Origin of the sequence: Parvularcula mediterranea, assembly GCF_013085255.1 — a bacterium.
In the GTDB taxonomy this organism is placed as follows: Bacteria; Pseudomonadota; Alphaproteobacteria; order Caulobacterales; family Parvularculaceae; genus Parvularcula; species Parvularcula mediterranea.
The window spans coordinates 44,019-70,189 of record NZ_JABFCX010000002.1 but is presented as its reverse complement, the minus strand read 5'-3'; the positions used below and the strand labels follow the sequence as shown (position 1 = coordinate 70,189).

The 26,171-nt window shown below is 63.2% G+C and carries 27 protein-coding genes; 6 read left to right on the top strand and 21 right to left on the bottom strand.

Translation table 11 applies throughout. The annotated features are described in order from the left end of the window. Positions 1-41: 41 nt before the first annotated feature. The gene (locus HK107_RS00895; RefSeq protein WP_173195889.1) at positions 42-1,190 is read left to right on the top strand and encodes a flagellar biosynthesis protein FlhF; all 1,149 of its coding nucleotides are present in this window, start codon (positions 42-44) and stop codon (positions 1,188-1,190) included. A 79-nt stretch (positions 1,191-1,269) separates the two neighbouring features. Next, on the top strand, positions 1,270-1,896 hold the full coding sequence (locus HK107_RS00890) for a PEP-CTERM sorting domain-containing protein (protein WP_173195887.1): 627 nt from the start codon (positions 1,270-1,272) through the stop codon (positions 1,894-1,896). 24 nt (positions 1,897-1,920) lie between these two features. Here HK107_RS00890 and HK107_RS00885 read toward each other — a convergent pair whose 3' ends face one another. The 4 genes from HK107_RS00885 to HK107_RS00870 form a co-directional block, all read right to left on the bottom strand. After that, positions 1,921-2,568: an RluA family pseudouridine synthase gene (locus tag HK107_RS00885; protein WP_173195885.1), complete on the bottom strand. Its 648-nt coding sequence runs from the start codon at positions 2,566-2,568 to the stop codon at positions 1,921-1,923. Positions 2,569-2,605: 37 nt separating this feature from the next. After that, on the bottom strand, positions 2,606-3,520 hold the full coding sequence (locus tag HK107_RS00880; protein ID WP_173195883.1) for a formylglycine-generating enzyme family protein: 915 nt from the start codon (positions 3,518-3,520) through the stop codon (positions 2,606-2,608). 94 nt (positions 3,521-3,614) lie between these two features. Then, the gene (locus tag HK107_RS00875; protein ID WP_173195881.1) at positions 3,615-4,466 is read right to left on the bottom strand and encodes an alpha/beta hydrolase; all 852 of its coding nucleotides are present in this window, start codon (positions 4,464-4,466) and stop codon (positions 3,615-3,617) included. Between the two features lie 74 nt (positions 4,467-4,540). Beyond that, positions 4,541-4,969, bottom strand: a complete 429-nt coding sequence (locus HK107_RS00870; protein ID WP_173195879.1) for a hypothetical protein — start codon at positions 4,967-4,969, stop codon at positions 4,541-4,543. A 107-nt stretch (positions 4,970-5,076) separates the two neighbouring features. Between HK107_RS00870 and HK107_RS00865 the strand changes: the two genes are divergently transcribed. Next, complete coding sequence (locus tag HK107_RS00865) at positions 5,077-8,073, top strand: helicase-related protein (RefSeq protein WP_173195877.1); 2,997 nt, start codon at positions 5,077-5,079, stop codon at positions 8,071-8,073. Here the strand turns inward: HK107_RS00865 and HK107_RS00860 are convergent. Next, a complete protein-coding gene (locus HK107_RS00860) occupies positions 8,060-8,947 on the bottom strand; it encodes a LysR family transcriptional regulator (RefSeq protein ID WP_173195874.1) in 888 nt (295 codons plus the stop codon). The genes HK107_RS00865 and HK107_RS00860 overlap by 14 nt on opposite strands. A gap of 109 nt (positions 8,948-9,056) precedes the next feature. Here HK107_RS00860 and HK107_RS00855 point away from each other — a divergent pair, with 109 nt between their 5' ends. Both HK107_RS00855 and HK107_RS00850 read left to right on the top strand, forming a co-directional pair. Then, positions 9,057-9,476, top strand: a complete 420-nt coding sequence (locus HK107_RS00855; RefSeq protein WP_173195872.1) for a DUF6326 family protein — start codon at positions 9,057-9,059, stop codon at positions 9,474-9,476. 67 nt (positions 9,477-9,543) lie between these two features. Next, positions 9,544-10,164 (top strand): hypothetical protein, encoded by a 621-nt coding sequence (locus HK107_RS00850; RefSeq protein WP_173195870.1) that lies wholly within the window; start codon positions 9,544-9,546, stop codon positions 10,162-10,164. A 2-nt stretch (positions 10,165-10,166) separates the two neighbouring features. Here HK107_RS00850 and HK107_RS00845 read toward each other — a convergent pair whose 3' ends face one another. The 7 genes from HK107_RS00845 to HK107_RS00815 form a co-directional block, all read right to left on the bottom strand. Then, positions 10,167-11,018, bottom strand: a complete 852-nt coding sequence (locus tag HK107_RS00845; RefSeq protein WP_173195868.1) for a phytanoyl-CoA dioxygenase family protein — start codon at positions 11,016-11,018, stop codon at positions 10,167-10,169. 5 nt (positions 11,019-11,023) lie between these two features. Then, the gene (locus HK107_RS00840; protein ID WP_173195866.1) at positions 11,024-12,007 is read right to left on the bottom strand and encodes an acetyl-CoA carboxylase carboxyltransferase subunit alpha; all 984 of its coding nucleotides are present in this window, start codon (positions 12,005-12,007) and stop codon (positions 11,024-11,026) included. Next, positions 11,991-12,941: a site-specific tyrosine recombinase XerD gene (locus HK107_RS00835; RefSeq protein ID WP_198912254.1), complete on the bottom strand. Its 951-nt coding sequence runs from the start codon at positions 12,939-12,941 to the stop codon at positions 11,991-11,993. Before HK107_RS00835 ends, HK107_RS00840 begins: the two co-directional genes overlap by 17 nt. After that, on the bottom strand, positions 12,938-14,500 hold the full coding sequence (locus tag HK107_RS00830) for a hypothetical protein (RefSeq protein WP_173195864.1): 1,563 nt from the start codon (positions 14,498-14,500) through the stop codon (positions 12,938-12,940). The genes HK107_RS00835 and HK107_RS00830 overlap by 4 nt, the downstream gene beginning before the upstream one ends. Positions 14,501-14,505: 5 nt before the next feature. Next, positions 14,506-14,643, bottom strand: coding sequence for a hypothetical protein (locus tag HK107_RS00825; protein WP_173195862.1), 138 nt, complete (start codon positions 14,641-14,643; stop codon positions 14,506-14,508). A gap of 291 nt (positions 14,644-14,934) precedes the next feature. Beyond that, positions 14,935-16,227 carry a replication-associated recombination protein A gene (locus tag HK107_RS00820; protein WP_198912253.1) on the bottom strand — a complete coding sequence of 431 codons (1,293 nt, stop codon included), beginning with the start codon at positions 16,225-16,227 and terminating at the stop codon, positions 14,935-14,937. Then, on the bottom strand, positions 16,227-17,603 hold the full coding sequence (locus HK107_RS00815; protein ID WP_173195860.1) for a Do family serine endopeptidase: 1,377 nt from the start codon (positions 17,601-17,603) through the stop codon (positions 16,227-16,229). The genes HK107_RS00820 and HK107_RS00815 overlap by 1 nt, the downstream gene beginning before the upstream one ends. A 116-nt stretch (positions 17,604-17,719) precedes the next feature. On the opposite strand from HK107_RS00815, the gene HK107_RS00810 reads away from it, so the two are divergent. Further along, entirely contained in the window at positions 17,720-18,898 is a 1,179-nt protein-coding gene (locus HK107_RS00810) for a glycosyltransferase family 2 protein (protein ID WP_173195858.1), read from the top strand. Here the strand turns inward: HK107_RS00810 and HK107_RS00805 are convergent. The 9 genes from HK107_RS00805 to rplO all read right to left on the bottom strand — a co-directional run bounded on the left by HK107_RS00805 (position 18,895) and on the right by rplO (position 26,157). Then, positions 18,895-20,211 carry a metal-dependent hydrolase family protein gene (locus tag HK107_RS00805; protein ID WP_173195857.1) on the bottom strand — a complete coding sequence of 439 codons (1,317 nt, stop codon included), beginning with the start codon at positions 20,209-20,211 and terminating at the stop codon, positions 18,895-18,897. The genes HK107_RS00810 and HK107_RS00805 overlap by 4 nt on opposite strands. 128 nt (positions 20,212-20,339) lie before the next feature. Beyond that, positions 20,340-20,756: a 50S ribosomal protein L17 gene (gene rplQ, locus HK107_RS00800; RefSeq protein WP_173195856.1), complete on the bottom strand. Its 417-nt coding sequence runs from the start codon at positions 20,754-20,756 to the stop codon at positions 20,340-20,342. 118 nt (positions 20,757-20,874) lie between these two features. Continuing rightward, positions 20,875-21,891 (bottom strand): DNA-directed RNA polymerase subunit alpha, encoded by a 1,017-nt coding sequence (locus tag HK107_RS00795; protein ID WP_173195855.1) that lies wholly within the window; start codon positions 21,889-21,891, stop codon positions 20,875-20,877. 53 nt (positions 21,892-21,944) lie between these two features. After that, positions 21,945-22,340, bottom strand: coding sequence for a 30S ribosomal protein S11 (rpsK, locus tag HK107_RS00790; protein ID WP_173195854.1), 396 nt, complete (start codon positions 22,338-22,340; stop codon positions 21,945-21,947). Positions 22,341-22,343: 3 nt separating this feature from the next. Beyond that, positions 22,344-22,712, bottom strand: a complete 369-nt coding sequence (gene rpsM, locus HK107_RS00785) for a 30S ribosomal protein S13 (RefSeq protein ID WP_173195853.1) — start codon at positions 22,710-22,712, stop codon at positions 22,344-22,346. Between the two features lie 155 nt (positions 22,713-22,867). Beyond that, positions 22,868-23,446, bottom strand: a complete 579-nt coding sequence (locus tag HK107_RS00780) for an adenylate kinase (RefSeq protein ID WP_173195850.1) — start codon at positions 23,444-23,446, stop codon at positions 22,868-22,870. Beyond that, positions 23,443-24,792 (bottom strand): preprotein translocase subunit SecY, encoded by a 1,350-nt coding sequence (secY, locus tag HK107_RS00775; RefSeq protein ID WP_173195848.1) that lies wholly within the window; start codon positions 24,790-24,792, stop codon positions 23,443-23,445. Before secY ends, HK107_RS00780 begins: the two co-directional genes overlap by 4 nt. A 106-nt stretch (positions 24,793-24,898) precedes the next feature. Further along, positions 24,899-25,639 (bottom strand): 3-keto-disaccharide hydrolase, encoded by a 741-nt coding sequence (locus HK107_RS00770; RefSeq protein WP_233061101.1) that lies wholly within the window; start codon positions 25,637-25,639, stop codon positions 24,899-24,901. An 11-nt stretch (positions 25,640-25,650) separates the two neighbouring features. Next, the gene (gene rplO, locus HK107_RS00765) at positions 25,651-26,157 is read right to left on the bottom strand and encodes a 50S ribosomal protein L15 (protein ID WP_173198665.1); all 507 of its coding nucleotides are present in this window, start codon (positions 26,155-26,157) and stop codon (positions 25,651-25,653) included. Between the last annotated feature and the right edge of the window lie 14 nt (positions 26,158-26,171).

Sequence of the window (26,171 nt, the reverse complement as noted above, 5' to 3'; positions counted from 1 at the left end):
ATCACCCTCTCCGCGCCCAACAGGAAGCCGCGCCTGACCCCATGAGCTACCAGACCTTTACCGGTGCCAATGTCGACGAAGCCAAGCGCGCCATGCGCCGCGCCATGGGTCCGGAGGGCGTTGTCCTGTCGGTGAAGCGTGCGCCGGGTGGCGGTGTGGAGCTCCGTGCAGTCCAGAAGGGCCAGCCCCTGTTCAAGGGCGAAGGCGGTTCTGGCGGCGGTGGCCTCTTCGGCCGCAAGCAGCCCCGCGAGCAGGCCGCAGCCCCTTCTCTAGGCGGCCTCCGTGAACCGCGTGTCACTGAAGAGCCCACTCGCAAGGCTGAGCCTGAGATCGTCCCTGAAGGCCGCGAGAACGCGATGGGCGCTCTCCGTGGTGATTTCTCTGACAAGCTGAACCGCGGTGGTCGCGGCGGTGACCCGCTCCAGCAGCGCTGGGAGCAAAAGCTCGGCCGTCACGGCCTGACGCCTCGCCTGATCCGCGCCCTCGTCGACGAAGGTCATGAGTATGCTGGCCGCGGCGACGAGGTCGACCAGCTCGCCTGGGCCCTCTCCAAGACCCTCCGCTTTGCTCCTCTGAACATCATGCGCGACGTGCCGATCATGCTGATCGGCCAGACCGGCGCCGGGAAGACCTCCTCCGCTGCCAAGATCGCCGCTAGCGCCGCAGCTCAGGGCGGAAGCCTTGCGTTCATCTCTGCCGACGTGGGCCGTGCTGGCGCCGTCGAGCAAATGCAGACCTATGCCGACGCCCTCGACACCCGTTTCTGGGCTGTCGAAGAGCCGCGTCAGGTCGCCCAGATCATGCGCCAGGAACGCCCCGGCGAAGGCATCATCCTCGACACCCCGGGCGTGAGCCCCTTCGCCTCCGCAGACGTCGCCGCTGTGCGTGCGTTCCGTGAGAGCCTTGGAGCAGAGATGATCCTCGTGATCCCTGCGTCAGGTGACGTGGGTGAGCACGCCGACTGGGTCTCGGCCTTCGCCGACCTCGGCGTCAGGCGCTGCATCATCACCAAGTTCGATGCCTCGCGCCGCGTGGGTGCAGCGATCTCCGCCTGCTACCAGGCCGGCATGGCGCTCGCCTATTTCTCAGAAGCGCCGTTCATCGCCGACGGCCTCATCGACGCCGCCCCGGAATACCTGGCGCGACGCCTCCTGATCGATGTCCCCGCAAGGCTCGGCCAAGGTCGGTAAACACGTTACTGCAAAAATGAACTGAATTCTCGGCTTTCTCCGCTTACTGTACCGAAGGTGGAAAATGAGGGAATCCCACATGAAGTACTTTGCAGCAGCGGCAATCACCGCAGCAGGCCTCGCTCTTGCGCCGTCTGCCCAAGCGGCAACTTACCTGAACATCGACAATATCTCAGTGTCGGTTGGCGCAGGAACGACGGCAACCACGTCGAACAATACGTTCAACAATGGTCAGACCATCGACAAGGTTATCGACGCTCCTTCCGCGGACGCTGAAGAGTTTCACAATCAGACGACGCACATCTGGTTCTCAGGTGGCGGTCTGGAGCTCGAGTTCGACTTCTTCATCGAATACGACATCTCGACGCTCCATTTCTGGAACTACAATGGCGAAGGCTTTGACGTCGATAACATCGACTTCACTTTCTATGACGGCAACAACGTCGAAGTCGGCCAGCTTTCGATCATGCCCGATCTTGGATCCCCAGGAGGCATCACGGCTCAAGACATCGACCTGCCTGCACCGCTCGGGGTTCGCTACGTCACGGCATTCCTGACGGGTTCCAACGGACAGGTCGACTTCCAGAACCTCGGGTTCACTGCGGACGTTACACCTCCTGACCCCATCCCCGTTCCCGCGGCAGGTGTCCTCATGGCATCGATCCTCGGCGCGGGTGCAGTGCGCCGTAAACTCAAGAAGCGCTAAGAAAGCTGCTCTCTGCCAGCTCCCCTAGAAGGGGGCTGGCACCTCAAACGCCACATGCGCCCCGCCATTGGGATGCCTGAAGGCCAATCGCTCTGCGTGCAGCAGGAGCCGCGGCGCGCTCGCTCCATCGCCGTACCACTCGTCGCCTAGGATTGGGTGCCCGATCGAGGCGAGGTGAACCCTCAGCTGGTGAGACCTGCCCGTGACGGGTCTCAGCGCCAGCCGCGCCTGCCCCTCCCCTCGTTCGAGAACTTCCCAGTGGGTCACGGCAGGCCGCCCGTGCTCCTCACAGATCATCTGGAGCGGCCTGTTCGGCCAATCACAGCGCAGGGGCGCATCCACCGTGCCGCTGTCAGCATCGGGCGAGCCCTCCACCACAGCGATGTAGCGCTTCTCAGTCTGGCGCTTTTCGAACTGCTTCCCGAGGTGAGCGAGCGCTTCCTTGCTCCTCGCCATCACGAAGATCCCTGAGGTCGCCATATCAAGCCTGTGCACCGTCAGCGCATCGGGGAAATCCCCCCGCACCCGGGCCTCCAGGCAATCAGGCTCCGTCCGACCGGGAACCGAAAGAAGCCCTGCCTGCTTGCTCAGGACAATGAGCGTATCATCGGCATGGACAACCTCGATCCATGGATCGGTCGGTGGATCGTATGGGCGGAGGGGAAGAGGCATCAGGGAGTGATGCAACGAAACTCAGACGCCGTCACTATCACCTTGGCTCGAGGTTTCTGGCCACGCGGAAACCGAGCATCGCAAAAGACCAGTCGGGATCAAAGGCTCCTCGATAGGCCGACCGCAGGTAGAACGCGCCATAGTCTCCCCAAGCGCCCCCGCGCAGCACCCTCTTCTCGCAAGGTTGACCTCCCCGAGGTGACCCGTCCCTCGGTAAGTCCGAAAAGCCGGGTGCGTAGCAGTCCTCAACCCACTCCCAGACGTTCCCCACGAGATCTTCAGCTCCGAAAGCGTTGGGCGCTGCGAAGGCACCTACCGGAGCCGTGTAAACGTAGCCGTCATCGCATTCGCCGGAGCGAACCCAAGTTGGATAGATTTCGCGTGCGCTTCGATCGACGCCGTTGGTATAGCGGCAGAAGTCGTCCTGACGCTCTCCCCACCAGAAGGTGGTTTGGCTTCCCGCTCTTGCGACGTACTCCCACTCGCTCTCACTGAGGAGGCGAAATTCGGGTCCTTCGGAAGTTTCGTTGAGCCAAGCCACATAGGCATTTGCGGCTCCCCAGTTCACGCAGACGACGGGGTGGTCGTCATTTTGTTCAAAGCCGGGATCTCGCCAGCTGGCATCATAATCGACGTTCCAACCGCCGCCTTCTGTCATGACGAAGCAGGGAAACTCTTGGGCAAACCCAGTCACCTCAACGAAGGCGCGGAACTCTCCGACCGTGACTTCAAATCGCGCCGCCTCGAAAGGTTCAAGCTCCACCATCGTACGCGGAGCTTCATCTGCAACGTGCCCCGGAGAGTCGGCGTCCGATCCTATCTGGAAGATTCCGCCAGGAATGCGGACCATCTCAGGGCAGGCAGGACAGGAATGGCCGCCATCGATCTTGGCAGCGCACCCTGTGAGGATGGCAAGAGCAGCCACTGCTCCGAAGCGAACGCAATTCTCCAAGACCGACACCTCGCTAAGCACCGGAGGAACATCCTGAACAGTGGAGGATGCGAGAACCCGGCTTGCGACGAAGAGCCCGTTTTCTGCGCTCAGCTCAGGCCTGCACCCACAGGGCTTCGACCCCGTCAGCGATCAGCCCGCTTGAAGGCGGCGTCAGCATGGACATATGCCCATCCTTCTTGAGGTGGATGCGGCGCGCCCAAGTGCCCGCCTGCTCATACTCGGTGAGGAGCGACGTCGTCCCCTGGCTGACGGGCGTTGCCGTCGCGAAGAAGGCTGGCAGGGAGAGCGCTGGCTCGATGGGGTCCTTGAGGGCCCGCCGCTCGGTCACCGCGACTTCCCATGCCGCGGTCTCCAGATGCTTCTGGGAGTTGATCGAGGCGAGCTTGTCCGCCCTAGGCGGCCCCTCGAGCTGCAACAGGTTTGGGTGCAGCGTCTCCACGAGATCACCGACGGCGGTTCCTGCCACCTTCGCCCCAGCCTGACCGATGCCCCGTGCCCAGGCGACCCAGCCAGACCACCTGATCCCTCGCATCAGCGACGGGCACACAGCGTCGAGGCAGGCAAGGCCATGCAGCCTCTCCGGCATCATGCAGCCTGCGAGGTGCAGCCTGACACCGCTCATCGAATGGCCCGCCAAAACGACCTTTCGGCCGAGGTCCAGCCGATCGAGGAGCCTGCCTATATCTTCAACGTGGAAGCGCGGCAGCGGAGCCTGGCCCTCTGGCAGAGGATCGCTGCCATACATCCCTGCCCGCGTGGTGAGGATGCAATACCAACCCCGCCTCGCCAGATCGACGGCGATGTGATCAGCATCGGCGTAGATACCGAAGCTGCCGGGATCGAAGACCATCACCCGCTCGGCCTTCGGATCGCCATAGCGGGCGCAGGAAAGGCCGCGCTCGCCATCAATCGCGATATGCTCGACTTCGCCCTGAAAGATCATTGAACGCCTTGTTTCTTGCCCGTTTCGGAGTGCCGTCATCGGGCGAACGGCTCAGGACGTGAAGGGTTCAAACCTCAGTAGGCGCAGACCGAGAAGCCCGTCCCTATCCAGCAGGCGGGATAGGTTTCCGAACGCTTCGCTTCGCCCAGCATCTCGCTCGATCCGTCCTTGTTGATGACGCGGACGTCGGCATGACCTTCTTTGAAGACGGAGACGAAAACCTCGAAGACATCGTCATAGAAGGTCTGCCCGTCTTCGAGCCTGACCATGAAGGAGCCCCGGCCCCTCGGCTCGAACGAACAGTCACCCCTGAAGTTTGATGGCCAGAGGAGACAGGTCGCGGTCTTGATCTCGACCGGCGTGCGGCCATTGTCGGGACCGAGGTCCTCCTGCGCCATAGCTTCTTCCATGGCTTCATACGTCTCACGCTCCGCCAAGGTCGCGTTTTCGCTCCCGCAGGCTGCCAGCATGAGCGCAAAGATGCCCAGCGCGGTGATTCTCACGGTTTTTCCCCTCTCTTGGCCTTGCCCGCTGCCCTGCACGGCAACATCTCTCTCGGTCTTATCGCCGCTTTGACGGCTTCGTCCAACCCTGCTCTAGCGGAGGGGTCATGGCCCGCCCTCAGACCGCTCCGCCCACCCTGGGCCCGAGCGGGATCACCGCCGTTCTCGGCCCGACCAACACGGGCAAGACGTTCTACGCGCTGGAACGAATGGCTGCCCATGCGACGGGCATGATAGGCCTGCCGCTGAGGCTCCTTGCCCGAGAGGTCTACGAGAAGATGGTGGCCCGTCGCGGAGAGCGCGCGGTGGCCATGATCACGGGCGAAGAGAAGATCATCCCGCCGAACCCAAGCTACTGGGTCTGCACGGTGGAGGCGATGCCTCTTGAACGGGAGGTCAGCTTCCTCGCCATAGACGAGGTCCAGCTGGCGGCAGATCCCGAACGCGGGCGCATTTTTACCGATCGCATACTCCATGCTCGGGGCCGGAACGAAACCCTGATGCTCGGCTCGGACACGATGGCTCCGATCCTGAAGAGGCTGATCCCCGACATCAGTTTCCTAGGCAGAGAGCGGTTTTCAGAGCTCACCCACACCGGCCACAAGAAGGTCACGCGCCTTCCTCGCCGGACCGCGATCGTCGCCTTCTCGGCCGAGAACGTCTATTCGATTGCGGAGCTGATCAGGCGCCAGCGCGGCGGTGCTGCGGTGGTCATGGGTGCCCTAAGTCCCCGAACGCGCAATGCGCAGGCTGCGCTCTACAATGAGGGCGAAGTTGACTATCTGGTCGCCACCGACGCCATCGGCATGGGTCTCAACATGGACATCGACCATGTGGCCTTCGCACAGGGCCGCAAGTTCGATGGCCGGAACGCGCGCAATCTCTACCCTGCAGAGGTGGGTCAGATCGCTGGCCGTGCTGGACGGCACGTCAGGGACGGCACCTGGGGCTCAACGGCCGAATGCCCGCCCTTCCACGAAGATCTGATCGAGCAAGTTACCGAACATACGTTCGAGCCCGTCACTGCCCTCCAGTGGCGCAACCCGAACGTTCGGTTTCAATCGCTCCCGGCGCTTTTGCGCTCGCTCGAGGAAAGCCCTGCTATCGATGGCCTCGTCAGGGCCCGCATGGACGACGACGAAGACGCTTTAAGGCGACTCGCGCGCAGACACGATATTCGTGACATGGCAAAAGGCGGCGCGGCGCTGAAGCTCCTCTGGGAGGTCTGCCAGGTCCCCGACTTCCGCAAGGTCACCCCGGATCAGCACGCAATCATGCTTGGCGAGCTCTACGAACAGCTCCTCGAGCGCGGATCGATTCGCTCTGAATGGGCGGAGTTGCAGCTTGGCCGCCTCGATAATCCCAATGGTGATGTGGACGCCCTTTCCAACCGGATCGCCCACGTCAGGACCTGGACCTATCTCAGCCACCGCTCAGGCTGGCTTGACCATGCGGCGCTGTTCCAGAAGGAAGCGCGGCGCATTGAGGACCGTCTTTCCGACGTCCTCCATGAGAAACTGACGCAACGCTTTGTTGACCGTCGCACGTCAGTGCTTTTGAAGCGGCTGAAGGATGACGCCCCACTCCTCGCGGGCGTCCGCAACAATGGAGAGGTCGTCGTGGAAGGCGAATTCGTCGGACGGCTCTTGGGCTTCCAATTCATTCTCGACCCGAAAGCCAAGGGTCCGCACGAGAAACAGGTGCGCTTCGCAGCGCTGAAGGCGCTCCAGCCTGAGCTGATGGCCCGTGCCTCGGCGCTGGCGGCGGCGAAGCCTGAAGAGTTCCGGCTCGAGGATGGGGGCATGATCCACTGGCGCCACGGCGCGGTGGCCCAGCTGGTCAAAGGCCCGCAGCCCCTCAGGCCCGATTTCAAGTTCATCGCCATGGAGCACATGCCCGCAAGCGCCGTCTCCGCGATCGAGGAGCGTCTCCGCGGCTTCATCGCTGACCGCGTCGAAGGCCTCGCAGGCCCGCTGGTCCAGCTTCAGGCAGCCCTCAACCGTCCTTCGGACAGCCCCGAGGCCCTGTCGCCCGGCGCGCGCGGCGTTGCTTTCCGTCTGGTCGAAAACTTCGGCGCGATTTCTCGCCGCCCGGTGGCTGACGAGGTGAAGGCGCTGACCCAGGACGAGCGTGCTGGCCTCAGGAAGCTCGGCGTGCGGTTCGGCGAGTACACGCTGCACATGCCCGCCCTTTTGAAACCCGCTCCCGCGCAGTTCCTCGGCCTTCTCTGGTCGCTGTGGAGCGAGGCCGAGCCCGGCTCCTTCGCCATGCCGCAGGCTGGCGCGACGTCGGTGGAAGCCGATGAGAAGATCCCTCACGCCTTCTGGTACGCCGTCGGCTATCGCCCGTCCGGCAGCCGCGCCGTTCGCATCGATATGCTCGAACGGCTGGCTCAGGAGATCCGTCAGGCCCGCGAGAAGGGTGGCCGTGAGGGCTTTGAAGCCAACCAGCGCATGATGAGCCTCGTCGGCGTGTCCGGTGAGGCCTTCGAGGACATCCTCAAGAACCTCGGCTACAAGAAGCAGACGGTCGAACGCGAAGTGAAGGTAGAGGCGCCCGTCGTCGCTGATCCGGTCGCAGAGACTGTCGAGGACCCAGCCGCCACTGCAGCGCGCGCGCTTCCCGAGGAAGCTGCCGAGGCTCCGCTGATCGAGATCGCCGGGGCACCCGCCGATGACGGCGGCCTGCCCCATGAGGCTCAAACTCCCGAGGACGGAAATGGCGGCGGAACGGTCGAAGCTGCCGAGGCGCCCGCTGCCACCGAACCCAGCGTTACGGAAGCAGCTGCTGAGCCTGCTCCAGCAGAAACCGAGGCACCTGCCGCTGAAGCGCCTAGCGAGCCGGTGATGGAGACCGTCACCCTTTGGCGCTACCAGCCTCCGCGCCAGAACCGCGGTGGTGGCCAGCAGCGCCGCGGCAAGCCCGGCGGTCAGGACCAGCGCGCCGACGGCAAACGTCGTGGCGGCCCGCCCAAGGGCAAAGGCGGCGGCAAGCGCCCTCCCAAGGACAAAGGCCCTCGCACCTTCAGCGCAGGACCCAAAAAGAAGAAGGAGGCCGATCCAGACAGCCCCTTCGCCGTCCTCGCCAACCTCAAAAAGGATTGAGGCATAGCGCCCGGAGTTCCTCGTAGAGAAAGTCGAAGACCAGCCTGATCCTGCGGCTGGTCTTCAGTTCCCGATGCGCGACCAGCCACATGGGCTGCGTAAGCAATGGCTCCTTGAGCACGCGCTCCAACCCTGAGGCTGGCTCGCCTATAATCTCGAGCGCGGTGACGATACCGAGACCACGCCGAGCCATCTCCCACTGGACCAGATGGTTTTCGGCTCGGACCGGGAAGTTCTTTTCCGACAAGTCGTAGCCAACGCCATTGAGAAACTCGCGGTAGGAGCCCGTATCATCAAAGCCGATGAAACGTGCCTCTGACAGGTCTTCCTTTGAAGCCGGTCGCGGTCTTTCATCGAGATACTCACGAGAGGCATAAAGCGCGCTCGAGAGATCTCCGACCTTCCGAGCCACGAGATCGGGTTGCGTTGGCCTCCCTGCGCGAAAGGCAATGTCAGCCTCGCGTCGCTTGAGGTCGCTGGCGCTGTTCGATGCCACGACATCAATGTCGATCCTGGGGTGAGCGTTTCTCAGCTTGAGCAGGATTGATGGCAGTGCATGCGCGGCGAAGAGCTCTCCAACCGATAGGCAGACAGAACCTTCGATGCTCTCAGACCGGCCGGACGCAGCGAGCGCAGCGCTTTCGGCAGCGTCTCTCATAGCCCGGGCGTGCTCGACGAGGCTTAAACCTCCTTCGGTAAGAACGAGCCGGGTCCCTTCTCGCTCAAAGAGAGCAATCCCCAGCTCGTCTTCCAGCGCCGAGACCTGACGCCCGAGCGTTGGCTGGGAGCTGCCAAGCTTCCGAGCCGCTGCAGAGAGAGAGCCCTCCTCCGCTGTCGCGAGAAAGGCGCGCATCCTGTTCCAGTCAAAGGTCATGGCGACGGCTTATCATTCATATTTGAATGAAGGCGAGACGAATCTTGGCAATTCTCATGCTCTTGAGACGGGATAGGATCGGAGAACTACGTTCCCAAGGAGAGCCCGAATGGACGCGATGGACCCCGCCGAAGCCAAGACCGATGCCGTGCGGCCCCCCGTGAAACTGGCACTGCTGTGGGCGTCATTGATGGCCCTCTACATCTACAACGACTACTTTATGCTCTACTGGCCCGGCATGATCGAGATGATGGCGTCGAGCTCGCTCGGGCCCTTCGGGGCCGTGACGGGTCTCAAGATGCTGCTCATCGCAGCGATCCTGGCTTTGCCTGCAAGCATGATCTTTCTGTCTGTGCTGCTGCCACCGATGATCGCCCGACCGCTCAATATCGTTGTTGGTCTGGTCTATCTGATCATCGCAGCGCTGACGCTCATCGGCTCGCCATTATTCTTCCGGTTTATCGTCATGATCGAGATCACCGCGACGGTGCTCGTGATCCTGACCGCTCTGACGTGGCGCAAGGCCTGAAGACTGCCGGGCTGGCACGGCAATTGCTCCTCATCCCATCAAGGAACAATGGGACGAGGACCAAGCTATGAAGACCCTTATCGCCGCTGCGCTCGCAGCTTTCACGCTGGGCAGTGCAGCCCAGGCCACCACGATCTACGCTGATGCCGTCGACTGGCAGAACAACGGCACCGTCGGTAGCAGCAACAACCGCGACAACCCGCTGAATGCGCTCGGCGCACCTGATGGCAGCTTCCTGGCGCTTGGCCTGACCAATGCCGATGGCTCTAACCCGGGCTTCGCCGTGTTTAGCTTCGGCGCTTCGGTCGTCACCGGCCCGGCCACCGTCTGGGAAGTGACCTTCAACTGCCGCCAGCAGCAGGACGGCTCGTGCAGCTATCCTGAGAGCGTCGACGTCTATTACGGCACCGATTATGCGTTCGGCAGCAATGACTTCAGCGATCTCAGCGACTTCACCTTCGCCGGTACGCTGTTCAATGGCGACGCCAACTCGGGCGCTTCGGTCATCGTGAATGACGTCTTCCGCTACATCGCGCTGGTCGACGCTTCGAAGCGTGACTATCCGAACGGTCCAAGCACCGATGGCTTTGACGTTGATAGCGTCTCGGTCGCAGCCGTGCCGATCCCGGCAGCTGCTCTGCTCTTCGCTCCGGTCGCCTTTGCGCTCCGCCGTCGCGCTAAGAAGTAAGCTCAGCCTCCGAGGCGCCGCCTGACGGCGTTTCGGGCCTTGCGCAGGGGGCTCGCCTTCATGCGTCTGAAGAAGAAGCCGTCTCCGTAGGGGACGGCTTTTCGCTGCCACCATTCCGACTTCGGCGGGTCACCAAGGTCACCATAATGGCAGACGAAGCTCCGCCTCGAGGTGCCCTCTTTGAGGATCGGCCCACCGGCATGGACGAGGTCGCCGTGCCAAAACAGGACATCTCCCGCTTCGGCATAAAACCGGACAGGCTTGATCTGGTTTTGGGACAGAAGGGCACTCAGCGCTTCGGTGTAGGCGGTGTAGTCATCGCCAAAGTCGAGATCGAGGCGCGGCTTCTCGATCTTGTGGCTGCCGGGCCAGAGGATCAGGGCACCATTCTCATCGCTTGACGCTTCGATGGCGAACCACGCCGCGGCGAGGGTATCGCGGTCATAGCCTGGCTTCTGGCGGGGGTTCACGAGATACCGGTCGGAATGGGCGCCCTGCTCGCTCGAATAGGCGTAGGTCAGGGTCTGGAGCAGCGACGGCTTCGTGCCCTGAAACTCAGCCAAGAACGCCGTGATATCGGGATGAAGAGCGAGGGCCAGCGCCTTCTCCGAGAAGAACTCAATGTCTGTGATACGCGACGTCGGCTTCCCCTCCTGACGAAGGGGACCGAACGGCGGGTCACGGTCGGCATTGCGCGTGATGCGGTTGCCTTCGAGGAGCCGCAGGTCGGGCTCACCAGCGACAGCGCCGCGCACTTCGCCCCAGAAGGCCTCGCGCAGCTTTTCGCTGATGGCGCCCTTGAGGACGTAGTAGCCCTTCTCGCGGAAGTCTTGGACCGCTGCGCCCCAGTCCACGCCGCTTAGGCCGCGGCGTCGAGGCCCTGGCGGCCGAGCTCCAGGAACTTCTCACGGCGCTGCTGGACCAGGCCGCCAGCGTCGAGCTTCACGAGCTCATCAAGTTCCGACGAGATCGCGTCGCGCACTGCGGCCATAGCTAGGTCTGGCGCGCGATGGCTACCGCCAACCGGCTCAGGGATGATGCCGTCGATGACGCCGAGCTGCAGGAGGTCTTGAGCCGAAATCTTCATAGCGTCCGCTGCGTCGGGAGCCTTGTTCTCGCCCTTGGCCATCGCGTCCTTCCAGAGGATCGCGGCACAGCCCTCGGGGCTGATCACCGAATAGACCGAATGTTCGAGCATCAGGACCTTGTTGGCCGCCGCCAGCGCAACCGCACCGCCGGAGCCGCCTTCGCCAGTGATCACCGACACGACGGGGACCTTGGCTTCAAGGAACTTGGCCGTTGAGGAAGCAATAGCCTCTGCCTGCCCACGCTCTTCCGCGCCGCGGCCCGGATAGGCGCCTGCGGTGTCGACGAGTGTGACGACAGGGATGTTGAAACGCTCAGCCATCTCCACGAGGCGAATGGCTTTCCGGTAGCCCTCGGGGCGCGCCATGCCGAAATTGTGGGTCAGGCGGCTTTCCGTGTCGGTGCCCTTTTCATGGCCCATGATGATGCAACGATGGTGGCCGATATGGCCGACGCCGCCGATGATCGCGCGGTCATCGCCAAAGGCGCGGTCGCCGCAAAGCTCGGTGAAGCCCGACGCGAGACCGGTCGAATAATCAAGGAAGTGCGGGCGGCTCGGATGCCGCGCCACCTGCGTTTTCTGCCAGCGGGAGAGACCGTCATACAGCTCGCGCAGGAGCTTGTCGGACTTCTCCTCAAGGCGCTTCAGCTCTGGCTCCACCTCGGCGGCAGAGCGCTCGTCGTCGATGTTGCGCAGGCTGTCGATCTTGTCTTCGAGTTCAGCAACCGGCTTTTCAAAATCAAGATACGTCCGCATGGTTTCCTTTCCTCGGCCCTGCCAGGGGGTGATGCTCGTCCAGCGCCTGGCGCAGCCTGTCCTGACGCACATGCGTGTAGACCTGTGTCGTCGTGATGTCAGCATGCCCCAAAAGGTGTTGGAGCGACCTTAAGTCCGCGCCGCCCTCCAGCAGATGTGTGGCGAAGGCGTGGCGCAGGACGTGGGGGCTGATCCTCTTGGGATCGATTCCGGCCCTCGCCGCGAGTTCTTTCAGGAGCTGGGCGAAGCGGGCCGCCGTGAGGTGGCCATCCTTGCTGCGGCTGGGGAAGAGATAGGGGCTTTGCTGGCCTCCCATGAAGCTGGGGCGTGCTTTCTCGATGTAGCGCTTGAGGACGCCCTCCGCCTCTTCCGTCAGCGGAACCAGGCGTTCCTTGTCGCCTTTGCCCCGGACCCTCAGGATCGACCCTTCCTCGCCGAAAAAGCTCGAACCCTTGAGGGAGACCAGTTCGGAGACCCTGAGCCCACCGGCATAAAGGACGTGCAGGAGCGCCTGCATCCGCATGGCTTTGGCATCTTCCTTGGCGGCTTCGGCATCGACGGTGTCGAGGAGCGCGCCGACCTCTTCGACCGAAAGGACCTTGGGCAGGCGCTTGGCCTTCTTCGGCGCTTCGAGGGCAAGGGCCGGATTGTCCGGGCGCAGCTCCTCGGCATAGGCGTAGGCGTAGAATTGGCGGATCGCGGAGAGGCAGAGCGCCGCCGTAGCGCGGGATTTCCCCTCGCTTTCCAGCATCGCGAAGTAGCCTGCGAGGTCATCGCGAGAGGCCGAGGTGAGGCTCGTGCCCTTCCCCTTGAGGAAGCCGCTGACCCTCAGAAGGTCACGCCCATAGTTGCGTAGGGTGCGCGCGGACGAGCCGCGCTCGACCTGCAGCATCTCGAGGAAGGCCTCTATGGCCGGGGTGTCGGACGTCGTCACCGGCGGCCGGGGCGCTCTGGCTTGAGGCGCGGGATGAAGGCCTGCTTGTTGATCGTCTCCTCGCGCAGGCGGCCTGCGAAGGCGAGAGCCTGCTGGCGGAACGCGGCTTCGCTGGCGAGCGCCGCACCGCCCGAGAGATCAAGAAGCGCCTCGGCTGCAGTCCTCGCCGCTTCATCCGTGCGCGGATCCGCAGACACCGCGGAAAGCTCTAGCGCTGCGAGTAGCATCGAACCTTCGCTTCCCGAATGGGCAGCAACAATGGCCCGGGGCGTCACCTCGGAAAGGCTTGCTTCGACAGCATCGGCCGCGCCGTCATCACCGATCGTGATGGCCGGAACTGGCGGCTCGGGCAGCTCTTCGCCAATCGCGCCCGCAAGACGTTGCGCCGCGTTCGGGGCGAGGTAACTGTAGAGCTTCGCGAGGTTCAGGAATGCCCGTTCTGCCCCGATCGTCTGCTCTGCGGCGACGGTCTGCATCCAAACTTCGGCCCGCTGATAGCGGCGCAGGAGCAGGTTGGAGAGCGCGAACTCCGCTGCATACGGAACGGTCGCGACACTCGGTTGGAGAGAGGCAAGCTCCTGACCAAAGATCTTGGTGCGGAGGAGGTAATTCTCGGGCTCGTCCCGTGAATTGACGAGGATTTCACCCAGAGCCTGTGCCCGCTCTGGCGAGCCGTCGGGCAAGTTGCGGACCCGGGTGACTGCGCTCGCAAGCACAGTGCCGTCGAGGCTGGCGGCAGCATCGCCGAGCTCCCGCGCCGGGAGCAAATCGTCCTGTGCTGCGCGGAGCAGCGCCGCCTCACGGGCTGCGGTCGAGAGACCTGCATCGAGGGCAACTGCTGCAACCACCGGCGGCGTCACCAGCGCGATGTCATCGGGATCGAAGAGGCCGATCAGCTTACGGAAGGTCGCATACTCAAGAGCGTTCTCAGGAAGGCGCGACGGTGCTTCGCCGGAGAAAAGCGCGGCGTACATCCGCTCATCAGCGGCGGTCAGAACACCCTCTTCCCGCGCGAGGCTGATAGTCAGCTCGGCGGCCGGGGTCTCGCCCGCATTGATGTAGCAAAAGGCGCGGAGCTTCACGAAGAACGGCGTCTGGCGCCCCTCACGCAGGTTGGCGCCGCGTGAGCAGGCCCGGTCGAACTGGCCGCGATAGAGATCGCGCATGGCGATGATCCGCGTCAGCTCCGGCTGCATGGGCAGGCCCGGCGTCAGCTCGGCGAGCGCAGCCGCTTCCATGACGTAGCCAGCTTCCGCAGCCTTCAGGAGCTTGATCCCTGCGAGACGAGCATCGGCTCCCTGCGGACCGTTGCCGGGGCTCATCAGAACCCGGCGCAGGACAAGGCGCTTCATCGGGTCGTTGAAGCGCGTCGGGACAGCGAAGAGCTGTTCCTGAACGAAGGCGGCTTCCGAACCCTCCCATAGCGTGCGTGGGAGCGCGCCATCCTGCTCGGTCAGGGTGCCGAGGGAGAAGGGGCTGGTGTCGAAATTGGCCCGCTCGACCTGGGCCGAAGCGATCCCAAAGGCGCTGAGCGCAATCGCAAGAAGTGTGCGTTTCATGGCGCTTATCGAGCCTGAAGCTCAACCTCCTGGGTGATCGTCTTGGTCTGGGGCTGCCGCCTGTCACCGAGAACGTAGAGGAGCGCCACGGTCAGCACAACGAGGGTCAGGAGAAAGGCGAGGAACTTCATGGGCGGGAGCATGGGGGAGTTGGCCGCCAAGGGCAAAGGTTGGGTGCGTTGCGGTATGGAAAGGTGGGGTTGGGTGCTTTTCAGCCTGCGCGCCGGCTACCTCTCCCTGAGGGAGAGGTTGAAATCTAAGATTTCGGGTGAGGGCATTCTACGCCGAGCGCCGAAGCCCCTCACCCTCGATCCCTCTCCCAAAGGGAGAGGGAGGCGATAACTGAGAATGCACCTCTCCAACCCGTCATCCTGGACCTGATCCAGGATCCATCACGAGCGTCAGCGAGTAAAAGAAGCACGCAACCGCGCTCCTCAATCCCCCCGTTTCCTCCGGTAGGCAGCCAGCCTCTCAGCGATCATCCGCTCATAGCCCCGGTCCACGGGCTCGTAGAGGTGCTCCCGGTCCATCCCCTTGGGCAGGTAGCTGAGCCCCGCATGCCCGCTTTCCGCGTCGTGGTCGTAGCGATAGCCCTGCCCCCTGCCCTCGCTCTTCATCAAGTCCGACGGCGCGTTGAGGGCATGGTCGGGCGGCGGCAGAGAGCCGGTGCTCTTGGCCAGCGCCTTGGCCTTTTTGAAAGCGGCATAGCTGGCGTTGGATTTGGGCGCCGTGGCGAGATAGGCGACGGCCTGACCGAGCGGGATATGGCCTTCCGGCTCGCCAAGCTGGCGAAAGGCGTCGCGGGCGGCGACGACGACCTGCAGCGCTCGGGGGTCGGCATTGCCGATGTCCTCGGACGCAATCACCGTCAGCCTGCGGAAGATGAAGAGCGGGTCCTCGCCTGCCTCCAGCATCCGCGCCGTCCAGTAGAGCGCCGCGTCATCGTCCGAGCCTCGGATCGACTTCTGAAGCACCGAGGCGAAGTCGTAGTGCACGTCCCCGCCCTTGTCCCCCGCGGCGGCTCTGCCTTGGAACGAGCGGCGCAGGTCCTCCGCGCCCATAGGCTCGGCGGGGTCCTGCGCGGCGATCTGGTCAGCAAGACCGAGGAGCGCACGGCCGTCGCCATCACCCATCGCAATGAGCGCAGCGCGGCCTTCGTCAGTGAGCGGCAATGGCTTGCCGAGCTCTTCCTCCGCACGGCGAAGAAGCTCCGCCATATCCTCCGTATCAAGACGTTCGAGTTTCAGCGCTACGGCGCGGGATAGCAACGCGCGGTTGAGGGCAAAGCTCGGGTTCTCCGTCGTCGCGCCGACGAGGGTGATGAGCCCTGACTCCATGTGCGGTAGGAAGCTATCCTGCTGGCGCTTGTCGAAGCGGTGAAGCTCATCGACGAACAGAAGCGTAGGTTTGCCGGTCTCACGCCGCGCCTCGGCTTCGGCGAAGGCTTTCTTGAGGTCAGGCACGCCGGAGAAGATCGCTGAGAGCTGCTCGAAGTGCCGCCCGGTCTCCTCGGCGAGAAGCCGCGCAATCGTCGTCTTCCCCGTGCCCGGTGGGCCGTAGAGGATGATCGAGGGCAGGGCCTCAGTCTTCAGAAGCACACGGAGCTTGCCGCCCTCGCCCAGCAACTGGCGCTGACCCACAACCCGGTCGAGAGAACGCGGGCGCAGCCTCTCCGCGAGGGGCCGCGCAACGCCTTCGGAAAGGCCTGCTGCTTCGAACAGCGACATCAGCGGATGCGGTAGGTCGAGGTGCGGCCGCGGGTGTTCCTGACGGTGATCGTCTGCACACCCTTCTTCACCGCGCGCTGGACATCGCCCACCGTCTCCATCGCCTCACCATTGATGTCGAGGATGAGGTATTGCTCCCGCACGGGCACCCGGCGGTTCACCACCCTGCGGTCGAGGCTGGTCACCACGACGCCACGGTCGAAGGGATTGCGCCCAAGCTCTTCGTTGAGAGCTGGCGAGAGGTTCGCGATGGTCACGCCGGTCAGGATATGCTCGCCTCTGAGGAGCGTCAGGTCACGCTTGGGATCCTCCGGGGGCAGAGCAAGCTTCACACGTGAGCGGCGTTCCTTGCCTTCGCGCAGGTAGCGGATCTCAACTGTCTCACCAACCTCACGGGTCGCAGGGCGATAGCGGAGCGCATCGGCATCCTGCACGTCCTGCCCAGCAATCGAGAGGATCACGTCGCCCTCCTCCAAGCCCGCCCGCTCAGCAGGTCCCCCGTCGAAGAGCCGGTTGATCAGCGCACCACGCGGCCTGTCGAGGCCGAGCGCCGTCGCAATCGATGCGTTCACGTCGGAACCGAGAACGCCGATCCACGGCCGCCTGACGACCGTTTCCCCGCCCACGGCCGAGGCCAGAACGCGCTGCACAACGCTGCCGGGGATGGCGAAGCCGACTCCGTTCGATCCGCCAGAGCGCGAATAGATCGCGGTATTCACGCCCAGAAGATTGCCATCGACATCGATCAGCGCGCCACCTGAATTGCCCGGATTGATGGCCGCGTCGGTCTGGATGAAGAACTGAAAGTCGGACATGGACACATTCGTCCGGCTGAGCGCCGAGACGATGCCCGAGGTCACCGTCTGTCCGACCCCGAAGGGGTTGCCGATGGCCAGCACGATGTCGCCCACCTTCGCCTCGTCGCTGTCCGCAAAGCGGAGCGTCGGCAACGGATCAGGCGTCTCAACCTTCAGGATCGCAAGGTCGGTCTGCTCGTCGGCGAGGAGGAGCGTCGCCTCGAACTCGCGGCGGTCGGCGAGGACGACCTTGATCTCGTCCATGCCATCAATGACGTGGTTGTTGGTCACGATGATACCGTCGGACGCGAGGATGACCCCCGAACCGAGCGAGGTCTGCTGGCGCGTCCGTCCGCCCGGCCTTTGCCCGAAGAACTGGCTGAAGAAGGGATCGTCAAACACCGACCGCGTCTGCACGGTCCGGCTCGTGAAGATGTTGACCACCGCAGGCGCTGTCGCCTCGACGAGGGGCGCGTAGGTCGCGCGCAGCTCAATATCGGTGCGCGGCTGGCGGGTCTGCGCATCGGCGGTGCCGATCGCTGCGATGAGGAGCGTGGTAACGATGGCGAAAGCGCGCATGTTCTAGCCTCCAGGATACCTGTTTACGGGAACAGGGATGGGTCGTTAGGGCCTTGGTGGCAAGGCCGGAAGCCTTCATGTGGACCCGCGCTGCCCGCCTGCAAAGGGAAGTCCTGATGACCGCTCTCCTCCTCACCGCACTTTTGAGCCTCCCGGCGGCAGGTGTGCTGGCGCTGGCGGGGCTCTTGTTCGCTGAAGTGACGGTGCCGAGACGGAAGGGCGTCGAGAGCTCCGGCGAGCCGGGGCCTATCGCGATTGTCATCCCTGCCCATGACGAGGAAGCCGGGATTGCCGCCACCGTCGAGGACCTCAAAGCGCAGGTGCGGCCTCAGGACCGGATCATCGTCGTAGCCGACAATTGCTCCGACGGGACTGCCGACTTGGCCGAGGCTGCGGGCGCTGAAATTCTCGTGCGGGAAAACCGCGAGCTCCGCGGCAAGGGGTATGCGCTCCAGCATGCGCTCGATCATTTGAAGGCTTCGCCGCCGTCGACCGTTCTCTTCACCGATGCTGACTGCCTTCACTCACCCGGCCTCGTGGCCCGCGTTGCGGCAGCGGCAGAGGCCTCGCACGCTCCGGCACAGGCGCTCTATCTGATGGGCGCGAACCCTGACGCCCCACCAGCCCGCAAGGTGTCAGCCTTCGCCTGGCTCGTGATGAACAAGGTCCGCGCCGAGGGCCTCTGGGCGCTCGCAAAGACCGTGAAGCTGACAGGGGCAGGCGCCGCCTTCCCCTGGGCGATTGCGGAGAAGCTTCAACTTGGCTCCGGCGAGATTGTTGAAGATCTCGGCCTCACCCTGACCCTCGCCGAGGACGGGACCCGCGTAGGCTTCGTGCCGGATGCGCTGGTCTCCAGCACTTTCCCCGACGCCGAAGCCGCAGCCACCGTTCAGCGGGCCCGGTGGGAGCATGGCTCCATGCGCATGGCGCAGGCGAAGGTGCCGGGCCTCTTCGCGAAGGGCTTCGGCAAGCCGTGGCTCTTCCTGCTCGGCCTCGATGTGGCGCTGCCGCCGCTCGTGCTGTTCGCGGTGTCGATCGTAGCAGCGGGCGCCTACGCGCTCCTGCCGCTGATCTTCGGGATCACCCTGCCCTTCGCTCTCGCGTTCGTCGCAGGTCTGCTGTTCGCCGTGGCCGTCACGATTGCCTGGTGGCGCGACGGCAGGAAGGTGCTGACGCCCGCCGAGATTGGCGGGCTGCCATCCTTCCTTATGTCAAAGCTCTCCGTCTACGGAAAGAAAGGGCGCGACTCCACCAAGACGTGGACCCGGACCCCCAGGGACCAAAGCGACACTTAGTCGGCGGCCTTGAAGACCTCGCCGCCCTTCATCACGAAGACGACCTGATCCTCGAGAAGCTCGACATTTTCGAACGGGTTGCCCTTCACCGCGATGATGTCCGCGAATTTGCCAGTCTCGATGGTGCCGAGGTCGTTCTCCATGCGGATGTTCTTGGACCCGACGACAGTTGCCGAGCGGATTGCCTCCGCAGGGGTCATTCCGGCGCTAACCATCAGGGCAAACTCACGGGCGTTCTCGCCGTGCTTGGAGACACCTGAGTCCGTGCCGAAGGCAATCTTCACGCCGCCCTCGTGTGCGCGGCGTCCCATCTCCTGCATCAGCGGGCCAACCTCAGCGGACTTGGCGCGCTGGGCAGGTGTCAGGAAGGTGCTCGGGTCCGCCGCCCACTCCGCCACCGTTGCCCCCGCAAGAAGCGTCGGCACGAGGAACGCCTCGTTGCGGCGGAACGCGCGGATGGTCCGGTCGTCGAGGTAGGTGCCGTGCTCGATCGTCCGTACACCCGCTTCGAGCGCTGCTTCGATGCCGGTCTTGCCGTGAGCGTGAGCGGTGACGTCGCGGCCCATTTTGGTGGCAGCGTCGACGATGGCTTCCATCTCTTCGCTGGTGAACTGTTGCTCGGTCCCCGTGCGGGTGTTGGAAAGGACGCCGCCCGTGGCCGTGATCTTGATATGGTCAGCACCGCGACGGATCTGCTCGCGCACCGCGCGGCGGCAGTCGTCAGGACCATCGCAAACGGCAGGGCTCTTCAGAACCTCCGCCACGTGGAGGTTATAGCCCTGTGTCCCATCACCATGACCACCGGTGATCGAGACCGTGTTGCCAGCCGCGAGGATCCTCGGCCCTGGGACGTCGCCCCGTGCAATAGCGCCCCTCAGTGCAAAGACGGCTTGGCCGTCGGCGCCCACGTCCCTGACAGTCGTAAACCCTGCCATGAGAGTCTTCCTGGCATAACCGGCGCCCATGAGCGCTCTGTCAGCGGAAGAAAGCTCGACACGCTGCAGGCGGCCGCGCGGATTGTTTTCAGAGGTGATGTGGACGTGCCCGTCGATGAGTCCCGGAATGACGGTGTGACCTGAGAGGTCGTGGCTGGCCACGATGTCATGGCCATCGGCTTCGATGGCGCTGTCACTCACCGATCCGGCACGAACTTCGAGGATCCGGTTGTCTTCGATGAGAATGGTTGCCTCGCTCGGGCGCCCCTCCCCCGGAACAGCGACGAGCGCGTCCGTCCTGAGGACGGTGACATCAGCTGCGAGTGCAGAGCTGACGGAAAGGGCGAGGGCGGAAACGGCTGTTACGAGACTTCTCATGGGAGGAAGCTGCCTTGGAACTCCGCGCGGGTCCAGTGAGGTTAGGCAGCGAATGAGATCCTTGAGCCAAAGAAGAAGCCGCCGGGCGATTGCCACGGCGGCTTTCAAAAACCTGAGATCAGGAGCGCTTACGCTTCGTCTTCGACCAGTTTCATGGTCGGGCCGCTGTCAGCGCCCTTGGCAGTCTCGTCGCGGTCGACGAACTCGATGACAGCGCGCGGGGCGTTGTCGCCAAAGCGGAAGCCAGCCTTCATCACGCGGGTGTAGCCACCGTTGCGGTCCTTGTAGCGCGGGCCAAGCGTCTCGAAGAGCTTGCCGACCATCTCGACGTCGCGGATCTTGGAGATCGCCTGACGACGGGCGTGCAGGTCGCCCTTTTTCGCGAGGGTGATGAGCTTGTCAGCGATGGGCTTCAGCTCTTTCGCTTTCGGAAGCGTGGTGACGATCTGCTCGTGCTTGATGAGCGAGGCGGCCATGTTGGCGAACATCGCCTTCCGGTGGCTCGCCGTGCGGTTCAGTTTGCGGTGCGCAACGCCGTGGCGCATGGTCTACTCTCCACTACTCCGGCGCAGGGGCCGGATGGTTTGGGTCTGATCCTGAACGCGCGCCATTGGCACAATCAGGCAGAAAAGGGAAGCCGCCCGAAGGCGGCTTCAGAACAGTTTAGCTCTGGTCCTCGAACTTGCGGGCCAGCTCTTCGATATTGTCCGGCGGCCAGTCCGGCACATCCATACCGAGATGGAGGCCGAGGGAAGCCAGAACTTCCTTGATCTCGTTCAGCGACTTGCGACCGAAGTTCGGAGTACGGAGCATCTCGCCTTCGGTCTTCTGAATGAGATCGCCGATGTAGACGATGTTGTCGTTCTTGAGGCAGTTCGCCGAACGGACCGACAGCTCAAGCTCGTCGACCTTCTTGAGGAGAGCGGCGTTGAAGAGAAGCTCTTCTTCCTTCTCCTGGCCGGCTTCCGCCTTCGGCTCGTCGAAGTTTACGAAGATCTGCAGCTGGTCCTGAAGGATACGCGCAGCGTAAGCAGCGGCGTCCTCAGGGCTGACAGCACCGTTGGTCTCGATGTCGAGGATCAAGCGGTCATAGTCGAGAACCTGGCCCTCACGGGTGTTCTCGACACGGTACGACACGCGACGAACCGGTGAGTAGAGGCTGTCGATCGGAATAAGGCCGATCGGAGCATCTTCCGGACGGTTGCGGTCAGCAGGGACGTAGCCCTTGCCGGTCTGGACCGTGAACTCGATACGCAGATCAGCGCCCTCGTCGAGGGTGCAGATCACGTGATCCTTGTCGAGGATCTCGATATCGGCGGTTTCCTGGATGTCAGCAGCAGTGACGACGCCCGGGCCCTTCTTGTGCAGCACAAGACGCTTCGGACCGTCGACATGCATGCGAAGAGCAAGCTGCTTGACGTTCAGGATGATGACAGTGACGTCCTCGCGGACACCAGGGATCGAGCTGAACTCGTGCACGACACCGTCGATCTGGATCGAGGTGACGGCGGCGCCCTGGAGCGACGACATCAGGATACGGCGGAGCGAGTTGCCGAGCGTCAGGCCAAAGCCGCGCTCGAGCGGTTGGGCAACGATGGTTGCCTTACGCTGCGGGTCGAAACCCGGCTGCACTTCAAGCTTTTGCGGCTTGATGAGCTCCTGCCAGTTCTTTTCGAGCATAGATTTCTCCGTGAGGCCCTTGAAGGTGGACCTCCTACCCTTGCAGTGAGTCGTTAGACGCGGCGGCGCTTACGCGGGCGGACGCCATTGTGCGGGATGGGGGTCACGTCCTTGATGGTAGTGACCGTCAGACCCGCGGCCTGCAGCGCGCGGAGGGCGCTCTCACGACCCGAACCCGGACCACGGACGAGCACGTCAACCGAACGGAGACCGTGCTCCATGGCCTTCTTGGCAGCGTCTTCAGCAGCCATCTGGGCAGCGAACGGGGTCGACTTACGCGAACCCTTGAAGCCCATGTGGCCCGCAGTGGACCAGCTGATGGTGTTGCCCTGGGCGTCAGCGATGGTGACGTGGGTGTTGTTGAACGAGGCGTTCACATGGACGACGCCGGAGTGAATGTTCTTGCGCTCGCGGCGGCGGGGAGCCTGACGGGTCGGAGTACGTGCCATGGGTTACTTCTTCTTCCCGGCGATCGGCCGTGCTGGGCCTTTGCGGGTCCGTGCGTTGGTGTGGGTACGCTGGCCACGGACCGGAAGACCGCGGCGGTGACGCAGGCCGCGATAGCAGCCGAGATCCATGAGGCGCTTGATGTTCTGCGCGTTCTCACGACGGAGGTCGCCTTCGACGGTGTAGTCAGCGTCGATCGCTTCGCGGATGCGGAGGATCTCGGCGTCCGTCAGGTCCTGCACACGGCGGGTCGTGTCGAGATTGGTCTTCTCAACAATCTCCATCGCCTTGGCCGGGCCGATGCCGTGAATATAGGTCAGCGCGACGTGGACGCGCTTGTTATTAGGGATGTTCACACCGGCGATGCGGGCCATCGTGTTCCTCTCTTGCGGGCGCGCCCCTCAGGGAGCGCTTTAAAAATTTCCATCGGCCCTACCACAAGGCAAGGCGCGACCTTGTCCGATTTAGCGGAAAGTGGGGGTCTAAACCCTGCCCTCTCCATGTCAAGCGCAGTTTCGGGGCTTTTCCCTCAGGAAAGAGCAGCTTCGATCTGTGCCGTGACGTCATCGATGGATTTCATGCCGTCGATGGTCTTCACGAGCCCCTTGTCCTTGTAGAAAGGCACCAGAGGCGCGGTCTGTTCATTGTAAACGCCGAGGCGCTTGCGGAACGTCTCTTCATTGTCGTCGGAGCGAACTTCGCCGCCCTTGGCCTTGGTCTCGGCCACCCGGCTGTTGAGCCTGTTGACCAGTTCCTCGTCGTCAACGGAGAGCTCAAGGACCACGTCAATAATGCGGCCCTTCTTCTCGAGGATCTCGTCGAGCAGCTCGGCCTGACGGACCGTGCGGGGGAAGCCATCGAGGAGGAAGCCCGGCTTGCAATCTTCCATATCGATACGTTCGCCGATGATGCCCGTGACGAGATCATCGGAGACGAGATCACCCGCATCCATCGTGGCCTTGCACTTCTTGCCGAGCTCGGTCCCCGCGGCGATGGCCGCGCGGAGCATGTCACCGGTCGAGAGCTGCGGGATGCCGCGGCGTGCCGCAATCATCTTGGCCTGCGTGCCTTTACCGGCTCCGGGCGGTCCGAGAAAAATGACGATCAACGGCGAGCTCCCCTCAACTTGGACTTCTTGATCAGCGACTCATACTGCTGCGCGAGCAGGTGACCCTGAATTTGCTGGACCGTATCAAGCGTAACCGTACAGACGATCAAGAGAGACGTGCCGCCCAAATACACAGGGATCGCCGAATACTGCATCCTCAGGAACTCCGGCATAAGGCAGACAAAGGTCAGATACGCAGCACCGATGACCGTGATCCTGGTGAGGACGTAGTCGATATACTCGGCCGTCTTCTTGCCTGGGCGGTAGCCCTGAATATAGCCGCCATACTGCTTGAGCGTGTCGGCCGTGTCCTCTGGGTTGAAGACGATCGAGGTGTAGAGGAAGCAGAAGAAGATGATCCCCGCCCCGTAGATCAGGATGTAGAGCCAGCTGCCCGGCGTGATCATGCCGACGACATCCTGCAGCCAGAGCGGCGCGTCGGTGCCGATGGCGCCCTGCGCGGTGGCGGGCAGGAAGAGGAGCGAGCTTGCGAAGATCGGCGGGATGACGCCCGCAGTATTGAGCTTCAGCGGAAGGTGGCTCTTCTCGCCCTGGCTCATCTTGTTGCCCTGCTGGCGGCGTGGGTACTGGACCAGCAGCCTGCGCTGGGACCGCTCCATAAAGACCACGAAGGCGATGAGCGAAACGGCGAGCAAGATGACGATGATCACGACAAACGCCGGAAGCGCACCGGTCTGACCCGAGGTCAGCAGGCCTGCCGCAGCGCGCGGAAGCTCTGCGATGATGCCAGCGAAGATGATCAGCGAGATACCGTTGCCGATACCGCGGGCGGTGATCTGCTCACCAAGCCAGACGAGGAACATCACGCCGCCAACAAGGGTGATGACCGTGGCCGGAACGAATAGCGGGCCAGCGTCGTAGACGACAGGGATCCCGGACGGGCTGGTCTGACCCGCAATCGTCGCAGCGATGAAGTAGCCCTGCACCGTGGCGAGGAAGACTGTCAGGTAGCGGGTGTACTGGTTGATCTGGCGCCGACCTGATTCGCCCTCTTTCTTGATGGCCTCAAGCGAGGGAACGATGGCCGACATCATCTGCATGATGATCGACGCCGAGATGTACGGCATGATGTTCAGCGCGAGGATCGCCATCCGCTCCGTCGCGCCGCCTGAGAACAGGTTGAACGTGCCGAGAAGACCGCCGGTCTGCGTCTGGAACAGGTCCGCGAAGGCATCGGGGTTGATGCCCGGGATCGGGATGAAAGTACCCAGCCGGTAGACGATGAGGGCACCAAGGGTGAAGAGGATCCGCTTACGAAGCTCATCGGCCTTGGCAAAATTGCCGAGGCTGAAGTTCGAAGCCATTTGTTCTGCGGCTGAAGTCATGCGTTCCTGCTAAATCCTACGCGGCCTGGGTCAAGGCTGAACTTGCCCCGACAAAGGTCCAATCTGTTGCGCCGCAGCACCCTGAGGGCCACGGAATGACTGGGCTCTACTCTTCTTTTGCGGGCAGCGGCTGCCACGCGATATTCCTGAACTCCACGGGGTGGCCTTCTGACTGAAGCGCCAGATAGCCGGTCCCGAGGGGCTCCCTTGAGTCGCGGAGCACATCCTCAATGACAATCGACTGGACGCCGTCGACATAGGGAACAATCCGGTCAGCCCCGTCGACGACGATCTCCACGGAGACCCATTCACCTAAAGGCTTCGAGGGCACGTCCGAATAGATGCAGTGCTGCTCCCGCCGCTCGCCATCAATGGCGATGCTGGTCTCAGGAGAGCACACGTTCGCAGTCGACTGGCTGGGGTGCGCAGCACCAGCTGCGAGGAACTGGATCTCGAGCGAGACCGGGAAGTCTTGATCGAGAGACATCTCGTCCGCTGATCCTGAGTGGATCATGACCCCGCTGTTGAGACGAGCCCAAGCAGGAGCCCCCTCCACAGCTTCTCCAATGAACCTGTACTCAAGGCGCAGCCTGTAGCGGTCTGTCCCGAGCTTGGCGAAAAGGTGACCGAAGTTCTCCGAGAACTGATCGTAGCCGGAATAGTCGACCCGGATCACACCATACTCGGCGCGGAAGGTGCGGCGGCTATCCGCCCCCGCCTCCTCTCCAGCGATCTTGGGTGTCCAACCCCCAAGAGTCTTCCCGTCAAAGAGTGGCTGCCACGTGGAAGGCTCCGCGCAGGCGGCCACTCCGATCAGGAGCGATAGGAGGATTGGAGCGCCCCTCAACCTGAAAGGCCTTACTTCTTGGCCTTCTTGGCCTCTTCGCGCTCTTTGCCGCGGAGACGCTTGTGCTTCTCCGGACGGGTCATGGTGACCGAGCCGCCAGCCTTCTCGATGGCTTCGCGAGCCGATTTGGTCGCGTAGGTCACGGTGACGTTGACCTTTGCGCTCAGCTCGCCGGTGCCGAGAACGCGGACGCCGTCTTTCTTCGAGCGGAGGAAGCCGGACTCGACCAGGCTGTCTTCGGTGATCGTGTCGACACCATCGTCAGCCGAAGCTTGCAGGTGCGCGAGGCTCACTTCCACGAAGTCCTTGGCGTTCGGCTTGTTGAAGCCGCGCTTCGGAAGACGCATGTGAAGCGGCATCTGACCGCCCTCGAAGCCCTTGATGGCAACGCCCGAGCGGGATTTCTGACCTTTGACACCGCGGCCGCCGGTCTTGCCCATGCCAGAGCCGATACCACGGCCGACACGCTTACGGGTTTTGCGGGCGCCGGGGTTATCGGCGAGATCGGTGAGACGAATGCTCATTATACTGT